This window comes from Streptomyces sp. NPDC050485, from assembly GCF_044458185.1.
Lineage (GTDB): Bacteria > Actinomycetota > Actinomycetes > Streptomycetales > Streptomycetaceae > Streptomyces.
Map to the genome: position 1 here is coordinate 137,042 of NZ_JBITHR010000009.1, position 21,510 is coordinate 158,551.

A 21,510-nucleotide genomic window follows, 5' to 3' on the forward strand; every position below is an offset into this window, starting at 1 on the left:
CGACCAGCGGCAGCCGCCCCCGCACCATCAGTCTCCGCGGCAGCGTTCTGGTGATCACGCAGGACACCGATCTGCTCGCCGCGCAGCTGGACGGCACCGGCACCGCGACTCCGGCGGAGCTGCTGCGCGCCCCGCTGATGAACAACATCTCGACCGACGAGATCATCCCCGGCTGGTGCTGCTACTGGTACGACGAGAAGCTGGGCGAGTACGCGTACCTGGGCCTGCGGGACAAGAAGTTCGGCCAGGGCGCGGTGCAGGCGTTCGCCCCGCAGATCATCGTCAGCGGCGAGGCGAAAGGCTGCGGATCGTCGCGCGAACACGCCGTGTACGCCGAGAAGTACGCCGGCGTCGAGATCGTCTTCGCCCGGTCCTTCGAGCGGATCTACCAGCAGAACTGCCGCAACGTCGGCATCATCACCTGCGACGACTTCACCGTCCTGGACGCCCTGCTGGCAGGCGAGGAACTGCCGCTGAACGCCTTCACGCGCCGGGCGAACGACATCGAGCGCGCCGTCATCGACTCGGGCGGCCTGTTCGGGTTCAACCGCGAGACCCGCGAGGGCAGCCAGTCTCCCATCAAGCCCGACTTCGCTGCGGCGCGCCCGCTGAACGCCGTCGAGAAGATCATCCAGAGCCGCCTCTCGTCGCGCAACGAGTGCCCGCGGGACGCCTCCGTACAGATCGGGGAGTCGTACTTCGTGGCGGCGGACGTCAGGTTCTCGCACGAGTACGTGACGCCGATGGCCGCCGGCATGTTCGGCAAGGAGTTCGGCGCGGACGCCGCCCTGGCCGACCCCGGCTCCTGCTACTTCTTCCAGGACCACCTCTCGCTGGCGGAGCCGGTTCTCAAGCGGCGCGCCAACGGCCTGGAGCTGATCGACCGGGTGGAGAACCTCGGCAAGCGGCAGGAGGAGTTCGCGACGCTGAGCGGCGGGAACTTCATCGGTCCCGCGGACACCGGGGGCAGCCGCGCGATCTGCCACAACTACATCGTCGAGAACGTCGCCCGGCCCGGTGACGTGATCATCGGTACCGATAGCCACACCTGCACGGCCGGCGCCGTGGGTGCCTTCGCCTTCGGCGTGGGCGCCACCGACATCGCCAACTCCTGGTACAACCGCGAGATCCTGGTGAAGGTCCCGGCGGTCATCCAGGTCAACCTGCTGGGCGAACTGGCACCGGGCGCGTGCGCCAAGGACCTCATGCTGACGCTCCTTGCACACCCGATGATCCAGGGCAGCCAGACGCTCGGCAAGGTCATCCTCTTCAGCGGTCCCGGGTGCGCCTCGATGAACCTGGACGAGCGCGCCACGCTGTGCAACATGGCGGTGGAGGCGGGCGGCATGACCGCCCTGTTCGAGCCGGACGAGGTGACCCACGCGCACTTGGCGCTGCGCGGCCCGTCGGCGTCCGCCGGCACCGACGTCCTCTCCGACGAGGGCGCGACGTACTCGGCGGTGGTGGACATCGAGCTGGCCGGCGTCGAGCCGATGGTGGCCCTGCCCGGAGACCCGCGAAACTCCGTTCCGCTGGCCTCCGTCGACACGGAGGTCAAGGTCGACAAGGTGTACGGCGGGTCCTGCACCGGCGGCAAGGCGTACGACATGGACATGTACGCGAGCGTCTTCGAGCAGGCTCGCGCGCGGGGAGTGACCGTACCCGACGGCGTGCAGGCGTACATCCAGGTCGGCAGCGAGGCCGTCATGCGCTACGCGGTCGACCGCGGCTACATCGACCTCTTCGGGGAGGTCGGCGTCGAAGTGCTGCCGCCTTCCTGCGGCGCCTGCATCAACGCCGGGCCGGGCGTCTCGGAGAGCCCGGACGAGGTCACGGTGAGCGCGCAGAACCGGAACTTCCCCGGCCGTTCGGGGCCCGGCCAGGTGTATCTGGCCTCCCCCTACGTCGTGGCCGCCACCGCCATCGCGGGCCGCCTCAGCTCTGTTGAAGACATGTTCCACACGTTCGACACACCCAAGGCACGGACGCAGTCATGAAGATCGCAGTGGTTCCCGGTGACGGAATCGGCAAGGAAGTGGTTCCGGCGGTCCTGCCGGCCCTGGAGTACCTGAACGAGGCGTACCAACTCGGCCTGGAATACGAGGTCTTCCCCTGGGGAGCCGACGAGTGGCTCGCCACCGGCATCGGTCTGCCCGCCGGGGCGATCGACCTGCTGAGGAGCGAGTACGCGTCCGTCTTCCTGGGCGCGCTCGGCGACCCGCGAATCCCGGACATGGCGCACGGCCGGGACATCCTGCTGGGGATGCGCACGGGTCTCGACCTGTACGTCAACTACCGCCCCCTCACCCTGCCGAGCGGGGTCATCGACCTCTACCGCGAGAACACCCAGGGCCTCTACGTCGGCATCGGCGGCACGGTCGCCCCCGCGGGCCGCGTCACCGTGGCGATCGACGAGTGCGTCTACACCCGGGACACGGTCGAGAAGTTCGTCCGCTTCTGCCTCGGCCAACTCCGGGACAAGGGACGGCGGAAGGTGACCCTGGTCCACAAGTCCAACGCCGTACCGAACACCGGCCGCCTCTGGCAGGACGTGTTCCGCCGCGAGCTGCTGGACTTCCCTGAGCTGACGGGTTCCGAGGAGTACGTCGACTCGTTCTGCTACAACCTGGTGCGCGACGCGACGCCGTACGAAGGCATCCTGGCCTCGAATCTCTTCGGAGACATCGTCAGCGACATCGGTGCGGCCCTGATGGGCGGCCTCGGCCTCGCGTCGAGTGCGAGCATCTGCCCCGAGACGGGACTCGCGCTGTTCGAGCCGGTGCACGGCAGCGCCCCCGACATCGCGGGCAAGGGCATCGCGAACCCCCACGCCGCGGCGATGTCGCTGGCGATGATGCTCGACCACCTGGGGCACGGCCGGGCCGCCGGACTGCTCCGCGGCTGTGTGATCGAGGTGTCGCGGAGCGATGCTGCCACCCCCGACCTCGGTGGGCGGGGAACCACCGAGCGGTTCATGGAGCAGGTGGTGGCGCTGCTCAAGCGCGGGACGGACGACCGGACGTCATGAACACCCGCACCGCTCCCCCGCCCTTCGCCGCCCGGACCTCCGCGGCCGGAGGCTCTGTCATCCGCGAGGCCCTCGCCCTGACGGCCCGGCCCGAGGTGATCTCCTTCGCCGGCGGCCTGCCCGCCTCGGAACTGCTCGACGCCGAGGGCATCCGCGCGGCATACGACCACGTGCTGAGCGAAGCCCCGTACCGCGTCCTGCAGTACTCGACCACCGAAGGCGACCCCCGGCTGCGCGAGGCCGTCGCGGCCCGGCTGTCCGCCCGGCAACTGCCCTCCCGCGCGGACGACCTGCTGGTGACGACCGGGTCGCAGCAGGCGCTGGCGCTCCTTGCGACCGTGCTCCTCGAACCCGGTGACACGGTGCTGGTCGAGGACCCGACGTATCTGGCGGCGCTCCAGTGCTTCGCCTACGCGGGCGCACGCGTCGTTCCGGTGCCGACCGACGACCAGGGGATCGACGTCGGGGCACTCGCGCGGATCGTCGCCGAGGAACGTCCCAGACTGCTGTACCTGGTCCCCACCTTCCAGAACCCCACCGGCCACACGCTTCCCCTGGAGCGCCGCCGCGCGGTGGCGCGCATCGCGGCCGAACAGGGGCTGTGGATCGCCGAGGACGACCCGTACGGCGAACTGCGGTTCCGCGGCGAGCAGGTGCCGTGGATCGCCTCGCTGGACGACGCCGCGGACCGCACCGTGCTCCTGGGCAGCCTGTCCAAGATCCTCTCGCCTGGCATGCGCCTTGGCTGGCTGCGCGCCCCGGCGGCGCTGCGCGGCGCGTGCACGCTGGCCAAGCAGGCCCTCGATCTGCACACGTCCACGGTCGACCAGGCGGCCGCCGCGCACTACCTGCGGGAGCACGACCTCGACGCGCGACTGGCGCTGACCTCGTCCGCGTACCGGGAACGCTGCGACGTGATGCTCGGCGCGCTCGCGCACGCGCTGCCGCCCGGCAGCACGTGGAGCAGGCCCGACGGCGGGATGTTCATCTGGGTCCGGCTGCCCGCGAGGTATGACGCGATTGCCCTGCTGCCGACGGCCGTTGCCCATGACGTCGCCTATGTGCCGGGCGCTCCGTTCTTCGCGGGCCGGGGCGACCCGGCCACGCTGCGGATGTCCTTCGCCGGGCACGGTCCGGAACAGATCGAGCAGGGCGTGCGGAGGCTCGCCCGGATCTTCCGGTAACGCGCCGCTACGGAACCGCCAGCAGCCGGGCGGGACGCACGCGATGCAGGTGGATGAGGATGTCGTGCGACCGCGCCGGCGCCATGCGGAGCACCGGTTCCGGATAGGAGGTGCCGATGCTCCGCGTGGGGCGGGCGGTGTCCAGCCATGCGCGGGCCGGCTTCGCAAGCGTCCGCATGTCCATGACGTAGTCGCGGGGGCTCACCTGGTCGAGGAGGCGCTCGGTGCCCCCGGGAGCGGCGGGCCCGAGCGCGTGGACACCCGTTTTCCCGTCGGGGCCGGTCGCGTTGAAGGCGCCCCGGCCGAAGGTCGTGCCGACACTCACGTAGTCCTTGCCGAACTTCTCGCGCAGAAAGGCGCCCTGCACCTTGGGATAGCTCGGATCTGACGACTCGTAGGAGACGTGGGTGTTGTGGGCCGACACCAGGATCTTCTGCCCGGTGTGCGCGTGCCACCAGACGATGTTCTCCGCCATGAGCCGGTCGCGGTAACGCATGGCCGCCCTGGCCTGCCGCTGGTCCCGGAAGTCGAAGGCGTAGCCCCGGGCGGTCTGGGCGATGGCGGTCGCGTGCTGCACGGCCCAGGCGTAACTTCCGCTCTGCGCCTGCGAGTTGACCGGTTGGCGTTTGAGCAGGGCCAGCGCGCTCTCGGCCCTGCTCGCCATGGACCGGCGTTCGGCCGGCGGGCGGGTGAGGTACTGCTTCATGTACGCGCCGGATGTGGTGCTCGGCCGCAGCCCCCGGTACAGCTCGGTGAAGCGGGGCAGCAGCGCCGGGTGGGTCCGGGCCACGTAGGAGAGCACCTTGTCGTAGAGGTCCGGCCCGGCATAGGCGAAGTCGTCGCCCATGAAGTGCACCTGGTCATGGGGGTGGCGGATGTTGTACGCGCGCATCCACTCGATCAGCGCCAGATACTCCCCGGTGTTCCACCACGCGTAGGTGTCCTGGAACTCCTCCCGCATGATCTGCCTCGGATCGCCCTCGCCGGTGCGCAGATACGCGTCGATGCGCAGACCGCTGCTCCAGCTCGTCTCCAGCGCGAAGGCCCGGAATCCCTTGTTCTCCACCAGATAGCGCAGGACTCGGTGCTTCATCGCGAAGAACTCGTGCGAGCTGTGTGTCGCCTCCCCCAGGCCCACCACCTGTGCGCCGCCCACCATGCGGCCGAAGGGCCGCAGGTCGTCCAGGCCGCCGGTCGGCTCGGTCGTGCGCAGCGGGCGGGCGGCGCCCTCCATCGCCGCGAGCGCGCGCTGCCCGGGCGGTGGGAACGCGGCGGCGACCAGGGCTGTCGCGCAGAGCAGAGTTGCGAGGGTGAGTGACGTCCGACGTGTCATGCAGCAAGGCTCCGCCAAGTGCGGCGCCCTGCCCATCCGACGCACCCCCCACCGCACGGCGGGAGGACCCCACCACCGCCCTTCCACCAAACCGGAAGGGCGCACTGCCCGGAGGGTGTCCGGCGGGGTCATGGCCGGGCACTGCTCAGGCGCAGGACGGGCAGAGCCCCCGGTAGGTGATCTCGACGCCGGACAGCGTGAAGCCGAACCGCTCCCCGGCCGGGAGGGCGGCCAGCGGATCGCCGGCCGGGTGGACGTCGCGGATGGTGCCGCAGCGGGAGCACACCAGGTGCTGGTGCGGGTGGTGTGCGTTGGGGTCGTAGCGCTTGGCGCGGCCTTCGGTGGAGACCTCGATGACCTCGCCGAGGGAGACCAGCTCACCCAGGGTGTTGTAGACGGTCGCCCGGGAGATCTCGGGCAGCCGCCGCGCCGCGCGGACGTGCACCTCGTCGGCCGTGAGATGCACGTGGTCGCCGTCCAGGACCTCCGCGACCACCCGCCGCTGGGAGGTCATCCGCCAGCCACGCCCGCGCAGCCGCTCCAGCAGGTCACTCATATCGGTTCACCTGTTCAGGTCCGGTGGGATACGCGAAGTGGTCCGGCGCGCCCTCGCTCCGATGAGATATGGGTTTGGCGTACTTCTTGACTTGGACTGCGTCCATCATAGGATCGATGCCGCCGAGAGCCCAGGGCGTGTCCGCCCCTGACCCACCGGACACCCCCTGGGAACGAGAAGACTCCAACACACCAGGGGACAGAGAGGTGATGGCGGATCGCCGTCGCGAAGGTGCGCGGTGTCGGGCCGCAGCTGGGCGCCGCCCGCGCCGGGCTGCGGCAGCTGGGCGCCGCCCGCGCACACTGCTGGAGACCGCCCGGGGCGGCGACCGCCCCGGTATCGCCGCGATCGCTTCCCGGGTGCGTGATCGCGTGAGCCGTAAGCTCGTTTTAGGTGGTGCGCGCGGCCCTCTGCTTCCCCGCCCCCGTCCCCGTTCCCCGGCCACGACCTCGCGATCGACGAGGCCGAGTCCCTCCATCGGGGCCCGTGCCCCGGCTGTTCCACCGCCCGCAGTTCCTGAGCACTGTGATCCACCGAGTCAAGAAGGATTGCCATGTCCGAGAACCCCGATGCAATCGTCACAGATCCCAAGACGGAGGGCGCGGGTGGCTGCCCGGTCGCGCACGAGCGCGCCCCGCACCCGACGCAGGGCGGCGGAAACCGCCAGTGGTGGCCGGATCGGCTCAATCTGAAGATCCTCGCCAAGAACCCCGCCGTGGCCAACCCGCTCGGCGAGGAGTTCGACTACGCCGCGGCGTTCGAGACCCTCGACCTCCCGACCGTGAAGCGGGACATCGCGGAGCTCCTCACGACCTCGCAGGACTGGTGGCCCGCCGACTTCGGCACCTACGGCCCGTTGATGATCCGGATGGCGTGGCACAGCGCGGGCACCTATCGGATCAGCGACGGCCGCGGCGGCGCCGGGGCCGGCCAGCAGCGCTTCGCTCCCCTCAACAGCTGGCCGGACAACGCGAGCCTCGACAAGGCCCGCCGACTGCTGTGGCCGGTCAAGAAGAAGTACGGCAAGAGCCTTTCGTGGGCCGACCTCATGATCCTCACCGGCAACGTGGCGCTGGAGTCGATGGGCTTCGAGACCTTCGGCTTCGGCGGTGGACGTCCGGACGTCTGGGAGCCCGACGAGGACGTCTACTGGGGTCCCGAGACCACCTGGCTGGACGACGAGCGCTACACCGGCGACCGCGAGCTGGAGAACCCCCTCGGCGCGGTCCAGATGGGCCTCATCTACGTCAACCCGGAGGGCCCGAACGGCACCCCGGACCCCGTCGCCGCGGCCCGCGACATCCGCGAGACGTTCCACCGGATGGCGATGAACGACGAGGAGACCGTCGCCCTGATCGCGGGCGGCCACACCTTCGGCAAGACGCACGGCGCGGGCCCCGCCGACGCCGTGGGCCCCGACCCCGAGGCCGCCCCGCTCGAACAGCAGGGCCTGGGCTGGAAGAGCACCCACGGCACCGGCAAGGGCGGCGACGCGATCACCAGCGGCCTGGAGGGCATCTGGACGAACACCCCGACCACCTGGGACAACAGCTTCTTCGAGATCCTGTTCGGCTACGAGTGGGAACTGTTCAAGAGCCCCGCGGGCGCGCACCAGTGGCGGCCGAAGAACAACGCGGGGGCGGGCACCGTGCCGGACGCCCACGACGCGTCGAAGAGCCACGCTCCGACCATGCTGACGACCGACCTCTCGCTCCGGCTCGACCCGGCCTACGAGCGGATCTCGCGGCGGTTCAAGGACAACCCCGCAGAGTTCGCGGACGCCTTCGCCCGCGCGTGGTTCAAGCTGACCCACCGCGACATGGGCCCGGTCGCGCGCTACCTCGGCCCGGAGGTCCCGGCCGAGGAACTGCTCTGGCAGGACCCGCTGCCGAAGCGGACGTACGAGCTCATCGACGCCGGGGACATCGCCTCCCTCAAGGAGCGGATCCTGGCCTCGGGCCTGTCGGTGTCCCAGCTCGTATCCACCGCGTGGGCGTCCGCCTCGTCCTTCCGCGGCAGCGACAAGCGCGGCGGCGCCAACGGCGCGCGCATCCGCCTCCAGCCGCAGAGCGCCTGGGAGGTCAACGAGCCCGACGAGCTGGCGACGGTGCTGCGCACCCTGGAGGGCGTCCGGACGGCGTTCAACTCCGCCGGGACCGGCGGCAAGCAGGTCTCGCTCGCCGATCTGATCGTGCTGGCCGGTGCGGCGGGTGTCGAGAAGGCCGCCAAGGACGCCGGCATCAGCGTCGAGGTCCCCTTCGCGCCGGGCCGCGTGGACGCCTCGCAGGAGCAGACGGACGTGGAGTCGTTCTCGGCGCTCGAACCGACGGCCGACGGGTTCCGCAACTACCTCGGCAAGGGCAACCGGCTCCCGGCGGAGTACCTGCTGCTCGACAGGGCGAACCTGCTGACCCTGAGCGCCCCCGAGCTGACGGTCCTCGTCGGTGGCCTGCGCGTCCTGGGCGCGAACCACCAGCAGTCGCCGCACGGCGTCCTCACCACGAACCCGGGCACGTTGACCAACGACTTCTTCGTCAACCTGCTCGACCTGGGTACGACGTGGAAGGCGACGTCCGCGGACGAGACCACGTTCGAGGGCCGCGACGCGGCGAGCGGCGAACTCAAATGGACCGGCACCCGCGCCGACCTGGTCTTCGGCTCCAACTCCGAACTGCGCGCCCTCGCGGAGGTCTACGCGAGCGACGACGCGAAGGAGAAGTTCGTGACGGACTTCGTCGCGGCCTGGACCAAGGTAATGAACCTGGACCGCTTCGACCTGGCCTGACCGGAAACCCCGGGCCGGCCCTCGGGGGTCGGCCCGGGGGGGCCGCCCCAGCTCCGGGTGCCTGGTCCGTGTCCTGTTCTAGGATGCCTATGACCATCTCAGCGGCCCGACGGGCTTCCGCTCCACGTCTGTGGAAGTGAAGGACATGCCCCCACCCGCACGAGCTACTTCGTGCTGCCTGGGGGCACTTCCTTGCTGTTCCGTGAGTCCGCGGCGTCGTTGGCCACCCGCACACACGTCGAAGGGCGGCTGGCGCAGCTCCTCACCGAGAACTTCCTGCACAAACACCGTCACCAGCCCCAGCCGGCAGAGGTGCGCGCTTGGGAGCGCAGTATCCCCGCCCTGACCAACGCTCTGATCGAAGCCGGGCTCGGTGAAGTCGAGATGCTGCTGGAGTACGGGCTGCCCCTGACCAGCAAGCGCGCGGACGTCATATTGGCCGGCGTTCATCCGAGCACCGGCGAGCCCTCGTACGTGGTGGTCGAGCTGAAGCAGTGGAGCGAGGCCTACCCGGAGGAGGACGATCCGCTGCGGTGCCGCATCGCCGCCTACCCGGATCCGGTCCTCAACCCGATCGAGCAGGTACGCGGCTACTGCGACTACCTGCTCTCGTTCAACGGGGCGCTGGAGCGGATCCCGGATTCGGTCGCGGGGGTCGCCTACTTGCACAACGCGACCGAGTTCGGGGTGGCGGGTCTCCGCGCCGTCACGGAGGACGATCGGGGCCGGATGTTCACCGGCGAGCAGCGCGGCGCCTTCCTCGGCTACCTGCGTTCGAGGCTGGCGGCGAAGCCGGGTGCCGAGGCGGCCGATGCCCTGCTGCAGGGCAAGGTCCGGCCATCGAGGCAGCTGATGGCCGTCGCCGCCGAAGAGGTGCGCGACCGGGAACAGTTCGTGCTGCTGGACGAACAGCGGCTCGCCTATGAAACGGTGATGTCGGCGGTCCGACAGGCCCGGCGGTCACACCGCAAGCAGGTCGTCGTCGTGACCGGTGGCCCGGGCTCCGGCAAGAGCGTCATCGCCCTGTCCCTGCTGGGTGATCTCTACCGGCGCGGGGTGCCCACCGTGCACGCCACCGGTTCGCAGTCCTTCACCAAGACGATGCGCAAGGTCGCCGGCGCCCGCAAACCCGAGGTCCAGCGGCTCTTCCGCTATTTCAACAGCTTCATGGAGGCCGAGCCCAACGACCTCGACGTGCTGGTCTGCGACGAGGCGCACCGGCTCCGCAAGACCTCCGCCAACCGCTACACCAAGGCCGCCCTGCGTACCGGCCGTCCTCAGGTGGCAGAGCTGATGGACGCCGCTCGGGTTCCGGTGTTCCTGCTCGACCAGCACCAGGTGGTGCGTCCGGGCGAGATGGGAACCGTGGAACAGATCCGGGCAGCCGCGGCCGAACTGGACCTGGGCTGCACGGTGGTGGAGCTGGACAGCCAGTTCCGGTGCGGTGGCAGCGACGCCTACCTGCGATGGGTGGTCGACCTGTTGGGGCTCGAAGGGAACGCGCCCACCGCGTGGGAGCCGGACGACAAGGTACGGCTTCTGACTGCCGACAGCCCGCAGGAGCTGGAGAACCTCCTGGCCGCTCGACGGGCTCAGGGCTATGGCGCCCGCATGTCCGCGGGCTATTGCTGGAAGTGGACGACGAAGATCACTTCGAGTATGCACACCCTGCCCACCGACGTGGTCATCGGCGACTGGGCTAGGCCGTGGAACCTCTACGGCGACCGTGCCCTGCTCGGCGCGCCGCCGGCACCCCTCTGGGCAACCGACCCCGCCGGGTTCAGCCAGATCGGGTGCGTGTACACCGCACAGGGCTTCGAGTACGACTGGTCCGGCGTGATCATGGGACCGGACCTCGTCTGGCGGACAGACCGCTGGGTGGTGGACCGCACCGCGTCCAAGGACCCCTCATTCACCAGGGCGACTCCCGACGAGGACGTCGACCGCCTCGTCCGCAACACCTACAGGGTGCTGCTGACCCGGGGCATGATCGGCACGATCGTCTACTCGACGGACCCGGAAACCCGCGACAAGCTCCGCTCTCTGATCCCCGAAACGCTCTAGCCGCCACGGACGTTCGGACAACATCGGTGATCGCGCCACTTCGCGCATCACCATGAAAATCCACAACGCGCAGAGCAGACCCACGAGATAGCATGAGCGCGCTGCGCACCTTCCCGGAGGGTACGCGGCTGCGGTTCCTGAGTTCGCCCCAACGAGCTGCGGGGGACGAATGGTTGTGCCCGTCGTGTGGTGACATGCGACGCGAGCGTGGATGCCCGGTAGGGCGTCCCCCTGCCATTCCATCTCACAGCTTTTGGAGTGGCCATGACCTCGGTCGAGTACAACCCTGCGCGTCGTGAACGGATCCGCGAGATCCTGATCGAGATCGCTGTCACGGTCGTCTCCAACCTTTTGGTGACGACCCTCGTAGCGGTTGCAGGTCTGCTCTTCTAGCGCAGGCCGGTGGCGGGCCCGGCGAGCCCGCCACCTCACTCACTCAACAGCGCCTTTCAGAACAGCCGCAGATCAGGTGCCTGCGGCCCCGCACCCTTGCGACGCTTTCCCTTGCTTCGCCCTCTGCCCGGCCGGGGCAGATGCGGCTTACGCGCCTCCACCGGCAAGTTCTCCCAAGTGGGACGCAGTCCGTGGATCTCGACGTTGCCGACGAGCTTCTTGAGATAGTCCCGGGTCTCCTTGTCCGTGGAATAGAGCACCGTGGCACGGCTGGCCCGGGTCATCAGCACGTGGTAGGCATGGCGGACGAGACGGGCGAATTCCGGGCCGTCGACGCTCCCGGCCTTCACCTTCGGATCGAACGAACCGGGCTCGGCGACCCGCTTGATGCCCGGCTCCGACGTCTTGCGTTCCTTGCCCCGCCGGAACACCCACTGGTCACCGCGGCGCACCATGTCCTCACCCATGATCACCCCGCACCAGTCCCATTCCAGCCCCTGCGCCGTGTACACACAGCCGATCTGACCGAGGCCGTTCTCGTGCACGGACCAGATCCTCGACGGTGGCGCCTCGTGCTCGCAGAAGCTTTCGCTGTCCGCGTTCCACGGTCGATGCCAGTCGCCGATACGAACGTCGGCCTCCAGGCGCCTCTCCTTGCCGAGTGGCTTCGTCCATGGCCAGCAGTAGCCCGCGACCATGCGCGCCGAAGCACCGGCGAGTGCTTCCGTACGAATGATCTGTTCGAGTTCCTCCGGGGTGTCCGCCACTTCGATGTGCATCAGTCCGTCCGGTCGCCAACGGTCGGGCGCCCCGTCCGTCACCCCGAGCAACGCCCGTACCCAGCGGACGTACGCATCGCTGCCACCGCATCGGAACTGCTCCCGCAGCTTGTACCGAAGGAGTAGGGCGCCGTGCCGTTGGGCCACGTCCTTGATCAGATCGACGGTACCGACTTCGTTCGGTCGCACGGACTGGCCCTCGTCCAGGAAGAACACGGTCAGTCGGGACGCTGCCAGAAGCTCGTCCACCTGGGGGCCCGTGCCCCAGTCCTCGGGTTTCCAGAATCGGCTGGTCGACCGGTCCCGGAGACGATGCGCCTCGTCGCAGATCAGCACGTCCAGGAGTGGGTCGGGTGGGGTGACGAAGTTGCTGAAGTAGGTGAACGTCTCCCTGAACTGCCGGTCTCCGTAGCCGACGTGTTCTTGAAGGGCGCCGTTGAAGGCTCTGCTTCCACTGGCGTAGTTGACCGTACGGCCTTGGGCCTCCAGCTCCGCCTTGATCTGCAGGCCGATCGCGCTCTTCCCCGTTCCCGCGCCACCGGTCACGAGGAAGATCACCCGCCGCTCGTCCGGCACCAGAGCCGGACGTTCGGGGTCCGGCAAGACCTTGGAAGCCGTCTCCATCACGTGGTCGGCGACCTCCTTCTGCCGCCCTCGCAGGGTGAAGACGGTATCCGCTCCCCGGGACCAGATCATGGCGTCGAGCAGCGGGGTGTTGCGCAGACCCATGTTCTGCAGCATCCTCTCCGCCGCGGAGGCCGCGCCTTCATCGGCGAAGTTCTTCCTGAGGTCGGACAGCAACTGCTCGCGCCGATCGCTCGTGTATATGCGCGCGTACGAGCCTGTCGGTGCGTCCACGTCGATCAGAGTCCGTACGGAGTCGTCAGTGGCGTTGTGCAGGTAGGCGAAGCCGCCACATTCGAAGTCGGCACCCTGAAAAGGGCCCCGATCGCCCGTGAACGCTTCGTAATAGACGGCCAATTGCAGCGCCGGGTGCTTCTTCTCGTCTTTGATGCCCGGCACGTGCAACAGATCCGCGGTCGCCCGTTCCGCCCGGCTCACCGTCGACCAACGCTTCAATTCGACCAACTGCACGGAGGGAACGTGACGCTCTGGATGACGGCCCACCAGAACGACGTCGATGAGGCGGGGGTCACCGGGGCAGACCGCCTCATCGAGCGTGACCGCGCACTCGACGATCATCTCCACGTTCCCGCGTCCCGCCGCGACCAGGTCGTTCGCGAGGCTCACCAGACTTTCCGCCCATGCGGAACGCTCCGACTCCGAGGCATCCCCTCCCCGGAAGTACCGCCACCGGGCAGCAAGGTGCGGCACCATCCGATCACGCGAATCGAGAGTGAGCAGATCCCGCGCCGACAGTTTCAGCAGGAGCATGGACACGAGGTGGTTCCCCCAGGGCACGAGTGACTCGTGCGGGTGGGGGCATGTCCTGTTCAGGAAGCCCGTCGGGCCGCAATTCGGTTGTGGCGATCTTAGATAGGGCTCGGCTCGCCGAAAACGTCACCCCCGCTGTCGGTCAGAACCGCGTCGGTCGTGGCTGGATCACGCGGTACCGGTCACGGGGCACGACCTGTGACCGATATCGGTTGCTCTGTCGAGCGAGTCCCGGGAAGACCGAGAGGAACGCGGGCAAGCCCCTGTCGGTCGGCTCCCTCCATCTGGCCCGGCAGGGGACGAACTCCGCGCCGAACGAATACGTTCGACGAATGGCAGATATCCCGCGCCGGCGCCTCATCCTGCTCGACGTCCCGGCCGCGCTCGGGTTCGTACTGCTCTCGCAGCTCGCGCCGCTGCGGCCGGTATTGAGCGGTGGGGTGAGCGATGCCACGGTGTGGCTGCTGTCGCTGAGCACTGGGCTGCCCCTTGTCGTACGGCGGCTGTGGCCCGTGCCGGTGTTCGTGTTCGTACTGATCGGGGCCTGTGTGGCGGTGCCGTTCGGGTTCGGGCAGACCTCCCTCCTCGCCGCCGCTTACGCCCTGTACCTGGTGGCAGTGACGCGCAGGCAACGGCTGGGGCTGTCCGCGGTCTGCGTCGGCGGGGTCTGCGTGGCGGGCGCCGTCCTGCTGGCGATGACGGGAGGGCAGCACTACGCGGGCGGTACCCGGACCGTGCAGGCCGTGTTCGGTGCGCTGGTCCTCGGCGTCACCTGGGCGGCCGGGTCGGCCGTCAGGGAGCGGCGGGAGACCGTGCGGCAGGTCATCGAGCAGACGGCCGAGCGGGCGAAGGTCGAGGAGCGGCTGCGGATCGCCCGTGACATCCACGACGTCGTCACGCACAGCGTGGGCCTGATCGCCGTCAAGGCCGGTATCGCCAACCACGTGATCGCCAGCCACCCACAGGAGGCGCGGGAAGCACTGGCAGTGATCGAGGACATCAGCCGCACGGCGCTGCGCGACATGCGGGCCACGCTCAAGGTGCTGCGCCGCGAGGAGGACGGGGGGCAGGATCTGCACCCGGTTCCCGGGCTCTCGGACCTGCCCGGCCTGGTGCGCGGTGCCGAGGCCGCAGGCGTCTGCGTCGACCTGCGGACCAGCTGCGCGGACCAGCCTCCCGACGGTGTGGCCATGGCCGCGTTCCGGATCGTGCAGGAGGCTCTCACCAACGTCATCCGGCACGCCGCGCCGACCCGCTGCCGGGTTCAACTGACCTCGGAGGACGGCGTGTTGACGATCGACGTCGCCGATGACGGTCCCGGATCCGTACGCCGCCCCACGGCACCCGGTGGCGGCCTCGGCCTCGTTGGCATGCGGGAGCGGGCCGCGGCACACGGTGGCTCCGTCACCGCGGCGCCGGAGCCGGGCGGTGGCTTCCGGGTCACGGCGACGCTGCCGTACTGAGCCGGACTCATTCGCAGGTATGGGTTCTGCCTCTGGAGGGCGGCCCGAATTCCCGCCCCGGGACCGATGTGGCCGCAGCGTGCGCCCGGTGAGACTGACCCGGTGATTGACGTCCTGAACTTGACCAAGCGGTACGGGGAGAACACCGTCGTCGACGGTCTCACCTTCACGGTGCACCCGGGTGCCGTTACAGGGTTCCTGGGCCCCAACGGCGCCGGGAAGTCCACCACGCTGCGGATGATCCTCGGCCTGACCCGCCCGGACGCGGGCTCCGCCCGGATCAGCGGGCGCGCCTACACCGAACTCCGCTGCCCGGCCCGGCACGTCGGTGCCCTCCTTGAGACGTCGGCACCGCACCGCAGCCTCACCGCCGCCGACCACCTGCGGTGGCTCGCGCAGAGCAACCGGATCGGACACGGCCGGGTCGGCGAAGTCCTGGAGGCGGTCGGTCTGGCGGCCGTGGCACGGCGGCGGGTCGGCACGTTCTCCCTCGGCATGGGCCAGCGGCTCGGCCTGGCGGCGGCACTGCTCGGCGATCCGCCCGTCCTGATGCTCGACGAACCGGTCAACGGCCTTGACGCGGAAGGCATCCGGTGGTTACGCGAGCTGTTGCGTGCGAAGGCCGACGAAGGCCGCACCGTTCTCGTCTCCAGCCATCTGATGACCGAGATGTCCATGGTCGCCGACCATCTGGTCGTCATCGACCACGGGCAGCTCCTCGCGGACGCCGCCATGGCGGACTTCATCCAGCGCCACGGGCAGACGTACGTACGCGTGCGAACGCCGGAACCTGGGTGGCTCGGCCGGGAGTTGGAACGCACGGGAGCGACGGTGACCCTCGCGTCGGACGGCAGCCTGGAGGCCGTCGGCCTGCCGGCGGCCGAGATCGGCCGGCTGGCTGCGGTCCACGGCGTTGCGCTCGATGAGCTGAGTACGCACGCGGGATCCCTTGAGGACACGTTCCTCGGACTCGTCGGCAGGAATAGCGGGAACGCCCGTGTCTGAGACGCTCGCGGCCGTCCGCGCCGAGTTCACCAAAGTGCGGTGCGTGCGCGGCACGTTCCTCGCACTGCTGCTGTTCGTCCCTCTCAGCATCCTGATCGCCGCTCTGGACGGCTGGTCCGCGAAGTCGGCACTCGATTCCGACAGCCCGATGCTGCGGGACGGCTTCACCGCCCAGCAGGCGGGCCTCGACGGCATCCTCTACGGGCAGCTCGCGTTGATCGTGTTCGCTGTGCTCGTCGTCAGCAGCGAATACGGCTCGGGCATGATGCGGGTCTCTCTGCTCGTGGTGCCCCGGCGCGGTCGGCTCTACGCGGCGAAGATGGCCGTCACCGCTGTCACCGCCCTACTGGTCGCCGTCCCGGTCACCGTCGTCGGCTATCTGGTCACCCAGTCCGCCCTTGGCCCGCACGGCGTCTCGATCGGCACGGCCGGAGTGCCCAGAGCCCTGGGCGGCGCGGTGCTCTACCTGACACTGATGAGCCTGTTCGCGGCCGGCGTGGCCGCGGCGGCCCGCAGCTCCGTGCTCCCGCTGGCCGTGCTGCTCCCGATGGTGCTCGCCGGGTCCCAGATCCTGTCCGTCATCGGGGCGACCAAGGAGGTCGCGCGGTACTTCCCCGACCGGGCAGGCGCCAAGATGCTCACCGTCGGCTCGCACGACGCGTACACGGGATGTGCGATGCTGCTCGGGTGGACCGTGGCGGCACTCGTCCTCGGCTACGTACGGCATCGGCGCTGGGACGCGTGACGGGACGGCGTGGCGCAGCTGCCCCACGCCGGATGGAATACGTAGAGCTAATCCGGGCTGCCCCATCAACTGGCCCACGTTCACTGGGGCGTTGAGAGGGGCGTTGAAAGCAGCGCTGAAGCCTCGCCGAAACGGGGGCCCGACGAACAGCAGGCGAGGAACGTGGGATGGCCGAGGCGATCCAGGTGCTCGTCGCAGACGATCAGGCGCTGCTGCGCGGGAGCTTCCGTTTCCTCATCGATTCGACACCGGGAATGGAAGCGGTCGGCGAGGCCGGTGACGGAGCCGCTGCGGTCGAACTCGCCCGGGAACTCAAACCGGACGTCGTGCTGATGGATCTGCGCATGCCCGTCATGGACGGCATCGCGGCCACGCGGCAGATCTGCTCCGACGCGACCTTGTCCGGCGTGCGGGTGCTCGCCCTCACGATGTTCGACATGGACGAGTACGTGTACCCGGCCCTTCAGGCGGGTGCCAGCGGGTTCATGCTGAAGGACGCCTCACCGTCCGAGCTGATCGCCGGCATCCGCGTCATCGCCACGGGCGAGGGTGTCCTGGCACCCACGGTCACGCGCCGCCTCATCGCGAACTTCTCCAGCCGCGACGAAGCGCACCGCCCTGCGCCGAGGCTCGTCGGGCTCACCAAGCGGGAGCACGAGGTGCTCGTGCTGATCGCGAACGGACTGTCGAACGCCGAGATCTCCGAGCACCTGGTGATCAGCCTGCCGACGACGAAGACACACGTGGGCAGCCTCCTCGCCAAGCTGAACGCCCGCGACCGCGCACAACTCGTCATCATCGCCTACGAGAGCGGCCTCGCGGAGCGAGGAATGCCAACCTGACCTGCCCCAGACCGCACACTGCAGCGTGTGGGGTCCGGCTGGGCACGGCAGGGTGCGGAGCAGCCCCTCAAGGGTCCTGCCCCGGCGAGGTCGTCCGTGCCCTGTCCGCACACCTCACCGGGGGGCGACCGGGCGGGCAGCATGTCCAAGCGGCAGTCGGCCACCGGCTTGCACTTCTCCCGCCCGGGCAGCACCTGCCCGCTCTGGAACGTGTACGAGGCGTTCGCCGCACTCGGCCGCATTCACGTCCAGGTCGCCGCCATGCCGGACGGGCAGCGCTACCTGTGGACCGGCCGCGCCGTCACCCGCCAGCGGGGCGGCTGGGGCGGGCCCGGCAAGACCTTCGCGATCGGCCTCGGTTGCGAGCTCCGCCACGCCTCCCGGCTGGTCAACTCCGAGGGCCTCGACCTCGACAACACGGCCACGCCCATCGGGATGGGCTGCCGGATCTGCGAACGCCTGGACTGCCCACGGCCCGCGGTGCCGCCCCTCGGCAAGGAGCTGGCCGTCGGCGAGCGGAGCAGCACCTTCGTGCCGTACCCGGTCACGGACATCCCCCGGCCGCGCGCCGGGTCGGTCAGCCCGGCACGTGTGCCGCGGTGGGGCCGTGTGCGGCGAGCCGTCCGGCTTCCAGGACGTGCACGGTGTCGGTGTAGGCGGCGACCAGGTGCGTCTCGTGGCTGACGAGGGCGATGGCCATGTTGTGTGCTGCGCGCAGGCGTTGCAGGAGCTCCATGATGGAGATGGCCGTGTCGGGATCGAGCGCGGAGGTGATCTCGTCGCAGAGCAGGAAGTCGGGGCCGGCGGTGAGGGCGCGGGCGATGGAGACGCGCTGGCGTTGCCCGCCGGAGAGTTCCCGCGGGTAGCGGTGGCTGAAGTCGGCGGGCAGGCCGACCTGATCGAGCAGCTCGGTGATCCGGTCCGCGGCCTGGGCCCTGGTCAGCTCGGTGTGCCGGCGCAGGGGCCGGGCCAGGGCGGCGCCTATGGTGCGGGACGGATTGAGTGCGGCCAGCGGGTTCTGCGGGACGAGCTGGATGCGTTGGTGGTGTTCGCGCCGACGCTTGCGGGCCGCGTGGGCGAGCGGGTGCCCGTCGAGGGTGAGGGATCCGGTGTCGGGCCGTTGCAGGCCGGCGAGGACGCGGAGCAGGGTGGTCTTGCCGGAGCCGGAGGGCCCGACGATCGCGGTCGCCGAGCCGGAGCGTACGGTGAAGTCGACGTCTTCCAGGGCCAGTTGGGTCGCGCCTCGGCCGCGGAACATCACGCTGACGGACCGCGCCGTGATCCCGTCGGCGGGAGTGTCCGCGGATTCCCCCTTCTTCTGCTGCGGCAGCGGGATGCGTCGCTGGGGCCGACGCGCCGGGTGGGTGGTCAGTGGTACGACGTGGTCGGCGCAGGCGGCGACGAGCTGGGGGTCGTGGCAGGCCATGACGATGGCCAGACCGCGCGAGGTGGCCAGGTGGCGCAGCAGGGCGGCGATCTCGTCGCGCAGGGCTTCGTCGAGTCCCGCGGTCGGTTCGTCCAGGAGCAGCAGGTCGGGGGTGCGGGCGAGGGCGCGGGCGAGCGCGACGCGGCGCTGCTGGCCGCCGGAGATGGCGGTGGGCCTGCGGTCGGGGAACCCGCCGTCCGTGGGCAGCTTGCATTCGCGCAGCAGGTCGAGGACGGCCTGGTCGCTCGCAGTGGTGGCCGTCTCCGCGATCAGGTGGCGGATCTTCATCCGGGGGTTGAGTGCTGAGCCGGGGTCCTGGCCGACGTACGCGACCTGGGTGCGGCGCAGGGTCCGCAGAGCCGTCGCGTCCAGGCCGGGAACGCGGTGGCCCAGGACGTCGAACTCGGCGCAGTCCAGGGCGGCTTGAGCGGGCAGGTGGCCGATCAGGGCGCGCAGCAGGGTGGTCTTGCCGGAGCCGGAGGCCCCGGTGAGGGCGGTGATCTCGCCGGGCCGGACGGTCAGGCTGGTGGGCTGGAGCAGGACGGGTCCGTCGGCGATCCGGATGCCGAGATCGGTCACCGTCGCGACGGGCACGGCCGCGCGGCCGTCGTCGGCTGACACGGCGCCGGATGTCTCGTCGGCGGTGGACGACGGCAGGGGGTTGTTCACGGGGTGGTCACCGCCTTGCGTGCGGAGCGGGGTGCGAGGGAGGTGGCGGCGAGGTTGACGCTGATGGCGAGCGCGGCGATGGCCAGGCTGGGAGCCATGACCGCCCACGGGTTGAGGAGGATGCCCGAGGAGTTCTCGCGGATCATCAGCGCCCAGTCCGCGGCGGGCGGCTGGGGGCCGATCTGGAGGAATCCGGCCATGGAGATGACGTACACCGCCTCGACGAAGCGCAGGCCGAACAGCGCGAGGACGGTGGCGCGCAGGTTCGGCAGGAGTTCCCGGGTGGCGGTGTAGGCGAGGGATTCGCCGCCGGCCAGGGCGGCTTCGACGTATCCGGCGCCGGCGAGGGGAGCGGCCGCGCTCGCGACGACGCGCACCGCGTAGGGGGTGCCCAGGGCGATGGCGGCGCTGATGACGGCCCACCGTCCGCCGCCGGGCCAGGCGAGTGCGATGAGCATGATGCCGAGGACCGGCGGGAGCAGGATGAAGACGTCGGCGGTGCGTTCCACGGCCCGCCCCACGGCCGGGTGCAGGACGGCGAAGCAGCCCGCCAGCGCGGCGAGCGCGGTGACGACGACGGCGACCAGGAGGGCGCTGCCGATCAGGGCGGTGCCGCCGTGCAGGAGCCGGCTCAGGACGTCCCGGCCGAGCTGGTCGCCGCCCAGTGGTGCGCCGTCACCGGCGGCGGCGAAGGGCGCGGTGACCGGCTTGTCGAGCGGGTGCGCCGCGAGCAACGGGCCGGTGAGGGCGAGGAGAACAAGGAGGAGTCCGGGGACCAGACGGCGTACGAGCCGTCCGCGAGCGGCGGACCGCGGCCGGAGTCGGGTGGTGGCGAGGGTGCTCATGCGTGGTTCCCCAGTACTCGGGCCCGGACGAGGTCGGCGGCGAGCAGGACGAGGCTGATGGCGGCACCGGAACAGACCACGACGCCGGCGATGAGCGGGGTGTCCCGGGTGGCGACGGCGCTGGCCAGCACGCTGCCGATACCGGGGTAGTTGAAGAGGGTCTCCACGACGACGGTGCCGCCCAGGAGCATGCCGGTGGAGGTGGCGAGCCCGGTGGCGATGGCCGGTACGGCGCCGGGCAGGGCGTGGCGCCGGATGACGCGGTGCACCGGCAGACCGTCCAGGTGGGCGGCCTCGACGTGGGGGGTGGCGGCCTGGTCGGCGAGCGCGCCGCGCACGATGGTGGTGTTCCATCCGGTCTGCGGGATGACGAGGGCGAGGACCGGCATGATCAGCATGGTCCAGGTGGCGGGCCTGCCGTCGGCCCCGGCGACGGTGACGGCGGGCAGCCAGCCCGTCCACAGCGAGAGCAGCATCAACAGGCCGACGGATACGACGAATTCGGGGACGGCGAACGCCGAGGTGGCGGCGTGGCCGATGACCCGGTCGGTCAGCCGGCCGGGGCGGGCGGCGGCCCAGCAGCCCAGGGCCAGAGAGGCTGCCGCCGTCAGCACGAAGGCGACGGCCGCAAGCAGCAGCGTGTTGGGGAACGGGTCGGCCAGCAGGTGCGTGACCTTCTCGCCATGGGCGCTGACGCCGAGGTCCCCGGTGAACAGTCCCGTCATCCAGTCCCAGAAGCGTTCCCACACGGGCCGGTCCAGGCCCAGCAGGTGACGGCGGGCCGCGAGGTCGGCGGCGCTCTCCCCCCGTTCGGAGGTCGCGGTGGCCGCGTCGCCCGGCAGCAGTTCGACGGCGGCGAACACCAGGGCGAGCAGGACGGCCAGCATGAGGACCCGGCGCCCCACGACCGCGGCGATGCGGCCGAGCAGCGGGAGCGGGCGGCGGCGCGCGGTGGCCGCCCCTGTGCCGGCAGGGGCGGCCACCGCGCTGTCCTGGGG

At 70.2% G+C, this 21,510-nt stretch carries 16 protein-coding genes and 1 pseudogene; 11 read left to right on the forward strand and 6 right to left on the reverse strand.

The genetic code is table 11. From position 1 onward, the window contains the following. Positions 1–50 precede the first annotated feature (50 nt). From ACIBK6_RS20020 to ACIBK6_RS20030, 3 genes are read left to right on the forward strand one after another with little or no spacing between them, the layout of a single operon-like run. Positions 51–1,997: an aconitase family protein gene (locus tag ACIBK6_RS20020; RefSeq protein ID WP_399052608.1), complete on the forward strand. Its 1,947-nt coding sequence runs from the start codon at positions 51–53 to the stop codon at positions 1,995–1,997. After that, positions 1,994–3,028, forward strand: coding sequence for an isocitrate/isopropylmalate dehydrogenase family protein (locus ACIBK6_RS20025; RefSeq protein WP_399052609.1), 1,035 nt, complete (start codon positions 1,994–1,996; stop codon positions 3,026–3,028). The genes ACIBK6_RS20020 and ACIBK6_RS20025 overlap by 4 nt, the downstream gene beginning before the upstream one ends. Further along, positions 3,025–4,212, forward strand: a complete 1,188-nt coding sequence (locus tag ACIBK6_RS20030; protein WP_399052610.1) for a PLP-dependent aminotransferase family protein — start codon at positions 3,025–3,027, stop codon at positions 4,210–4,212. The genes ACIBK6_RS20025 and ACIBK6_RS20030 overlap by 4 nt, the downstream gene beginning before the upstream one ends. Before the next feature lie 7 nt (positions 4,213–4,219). Here the strand turns inward: ACIBK6_RS20030 and ACIBK6_RS20035 are convergent, their stop codons facing one another. After that, positions 4,220–5,545, reverse strand: a complete 1,326-nt coding sequence (locus ACIBK6_RS20035; RefSeq protein ID WP_399052611.1) for an erythromycin esterase family protein — start codon at positions 5,543–5,545, stop codon at positions 4,220–4,222. A 145-nt stretch (positions 5,546–5,690) separates the two neighbouring features. Continuing rightward, complete coding sequence (locus ACIBK6_RS20040; RefSeq protein ID WP_399052612.1) at positions 5,691–6,101, reverse strand: Fur family transcriptional regulator; 411 nt, start codon at positions 6,099–6,101, stop codon at positions 5,691–5,693. A 553-nt stretch (positions 6,102–6,654) separates the two neighbouring features. On the opposite strand from ACIBK6_RS20040, the gene katG reads away from it, so the two are divergent. From katG to ACIBK6_RS20055, 3 genes are all read left to right on the forward strand, one after another. Beyond that, positions 6,655–8,886: a catalase/peroxidase HPI gene (gene katG / locus ACIBK6_RS20045; protein WP_399052613.1), complete on the forward strand. Its 2,232-nt coding sequence runs from the start codon at positions 6,655–6,657 to the stop codon at positions 8,884–8,886. Positions 8,887–9,078: 192 nt separating this feature from the next. Continuing rightward, positions 9,079–10,950 carry a DNA/RNA helicase domain-containing protein gene (locus ACIBK6_RS20050; RefSeq protein ID WP_399052614.1) on the forward strand — a complete coding sequence of 624 codons (1,872 nt, stop codon included), beginning with the start codon at positions 9,079–9,081 and terminating at the stop codon, positions 10,948–10,950. Between the two features lie 264 nt (positions 10,951–11,214). Next, a complete protein-coding gene (locus tag ACIBK6_RS20055; RefSeq protein WP_399052615.1) occupies positions 11,215–11,343 on the forward strand; it encodes a DUF6408 family protein in 129 nt (42 codons plus the stop codon). A gap of 56 nt (positions 11,344–11,399) precedes the next feature. Here ACIBK6_RS20055 and ACIBK6_RS20060 read toward each other — a convergent pair whose 3' ends face one another. Next, positions 11,400–13,373, reverse strand: coding sequence for a DNA/RNA helicase domain-containing protein (locus ACIBK6_RS20060; RefSeq protein ID WP_399052616.1), 1,974 nt, complete (start codon positions 13,371–13,373; stop codon positions 11,400–11,402). 476 nt (positions 13,374–13,849) lie between these two features. Between ACIBK6_RS20060 and ACIBK6_RS20065 the strand changes: the two genes are divergently transcribed. The 5 genes and pseudogenes from ACIBK6_RS20065 to ACIBK6_RS20085 form a co-directional block, all read left to right on the forward strand. After that, positions 13,850–14,980, forward strand: coding sequence for a sensor histidine kinase (locus tag ACIBK6_RS20065; RefSeq protein WP_399052617.1), 1,131 nt, complete (start codon positions 13,850–13,852; stop codon positions 14,978–14,980). 102 nt (positions 14,981–15,082) lie between these two features. Then, positions 15,083–15,985 (forward strand): ABC transporter ATP-binding protein, encoded by a 903-nt coding sequence (locus ACIBK6_RS20070; RefSeq protein ID WP_399052618.1) that lies wholly within the window; start codon positions 15,083–15,085, stop codon positions 15,983–15,985. Continuing rightward, positions 15,978–16,730, forward strand: a complete 753-nt coding sequence (locus ACIBK6_RS20075) for an ABC transporter permease (RefSeq protein WP_399052619.1) — start codon at positions 15,978–15,980, stop codon at positions 16,728–16,730. Before ACIBK6_RS20070 ends, ACIBK6_RS20075 begins: the two co-directional genes overlap by 8 nt. Positions 16,731–16,897: 167 nt before the next feature. Then, the gene (locus tag ACIBK6_RS20080; protein WP_399052620.1) at positions 16,898–17,572 is read left to right on the forward strand and encodes a response regulator; all 675 of its coding nucleotides are present in this window, start codon (positions 16,898–16,900) and stop codon (positions 17,570–17,572) included. A gap of 126 nt (positions 17,573–17,698) precedes the next feature. After that, positions 17,699–18,130 (forward strand): annotated as a pseudogene (locus ACIBK6_RS20085) (short-chain fatty acyl-CoA regulator family protein); the annotation flags it as partial. A 19-nt stretch (positions 18,131–18,149) separates the two neighbouring features. Here ACIBK6_RS20085 and ACIBK6_RS20090 read toward each other — a convergent pair. From ACIBK6_RS20090 to ACIBK6_RS20100, 3 genes are read right to left on the reverse strand one after another with little or no spacing between them, the layout of a single operon-like run. Further along, on the reverse strand, positions 18,150–19,667 hold the full coding sequence (locus ACIBK6_RS20090; RefSeq protein WP_399052621.1) for an ABC transporter ATP-binding protein: 1,518 nt from the start codon (positions 19,665–19,667) through the stop codon (positions 18,150–18,152). After that, positions 19,664–20,512: an ABC transporter permease gene (locus ACIBK6_RS20095; RefSeq protein WP_399052622.1), complete on the reverse strand. Its 849-nt coding sequence runs from the start codon at positions 20,510–20,512 to the stop codon at positions 19,664–19,666. Before ACIBK6_RS20095 ends, ACIBK6_RS20090 begins: the two co-directional genes overlap by 4 nt. Next, positions 20,509–21,495: an ABC transporter permease gene (locus ACIBK6_RS20100; protein ID WP_399052623.1), complete on the reverse strand. Its 987-nt coding sequence runs from the start codon at positions 21,493–21,495 to the stop codon at positions 20,509–20,511. The genes ACIBK6_RS20095 and ACIBK6_RS20100 overlap by 4 nt, the downstream gene beginning before the upstream one ends. Positions 21,496–21,510 lie beyond the last annotated feature (15 nt).

Bases quoted from the DNA above. Each gene is read 5' to 3' on its own strand.
- ACIBK6_RS20025 (WP_399052609.1), top strand. From the start codon at position 1,994: ATGAAGATCGCAGTGGTTCCCGGTGACGGAATCGGCAAGGAAGTGGTT.
- ACIBK6_RS20030 (WP_399052610.1), top strand. From the start codon at position 3,025: ATGAACACCCGCACCGCTCCCCCGCCCTTCGCCGCCCGGACCTCCGCG.
- ACIBK6_RS20035 (WP_399052611.1), bottom strand. From the start codon at position 5,545: ATGACACGTCGGACGTCACTCACCCTCGCAACTCTGCTCTGCGCGACA.
- ACIBK6_RS20040 (WP_399052612.1), bottom strand. From the start codon at position 6,101: ATGAGTGACCTGCTGGAGCGGCTGCGCGGGCGTGGCTGGCGGATGACC.
- katG (WP_399052613.1), top strand. From the start codon at position 6,655: ATGTCCGAGAACCCCGATGCAATCGTCACAGATCCCAAGACGGAGGGC.
- ACIBK6_RS20055 (WP_399052615.1), top strand. From the start codon at position 11,215: ATGACCTCGGTCGAGTACAACCCTGCGCGTCGTGAACGGATCCGCGAG.
- ACIBK6_RS20065 (WP_399052617.1), top strand. From the start codon at position 13,850: ATGGCAGATATCCCGCGCCGGCGCCTCATCCTGCTCGACGTCCCGGCC.
- ACIBK6_RS20080 (WP_399052620.1), top strand. From the start codon at position 16,898: ATGGCCGAGGCGATCCAGGTGCTCGTCGCAGACGATCAGGCGCTGCTG.
- ACIBK6_RS20095 (WP_399052622.1), bottom strand. From the start codon at position 20,512: ATGAGCACCCTCGCCACCACCCGACTCCGGCCGCGGTCCGCCGCTCGC.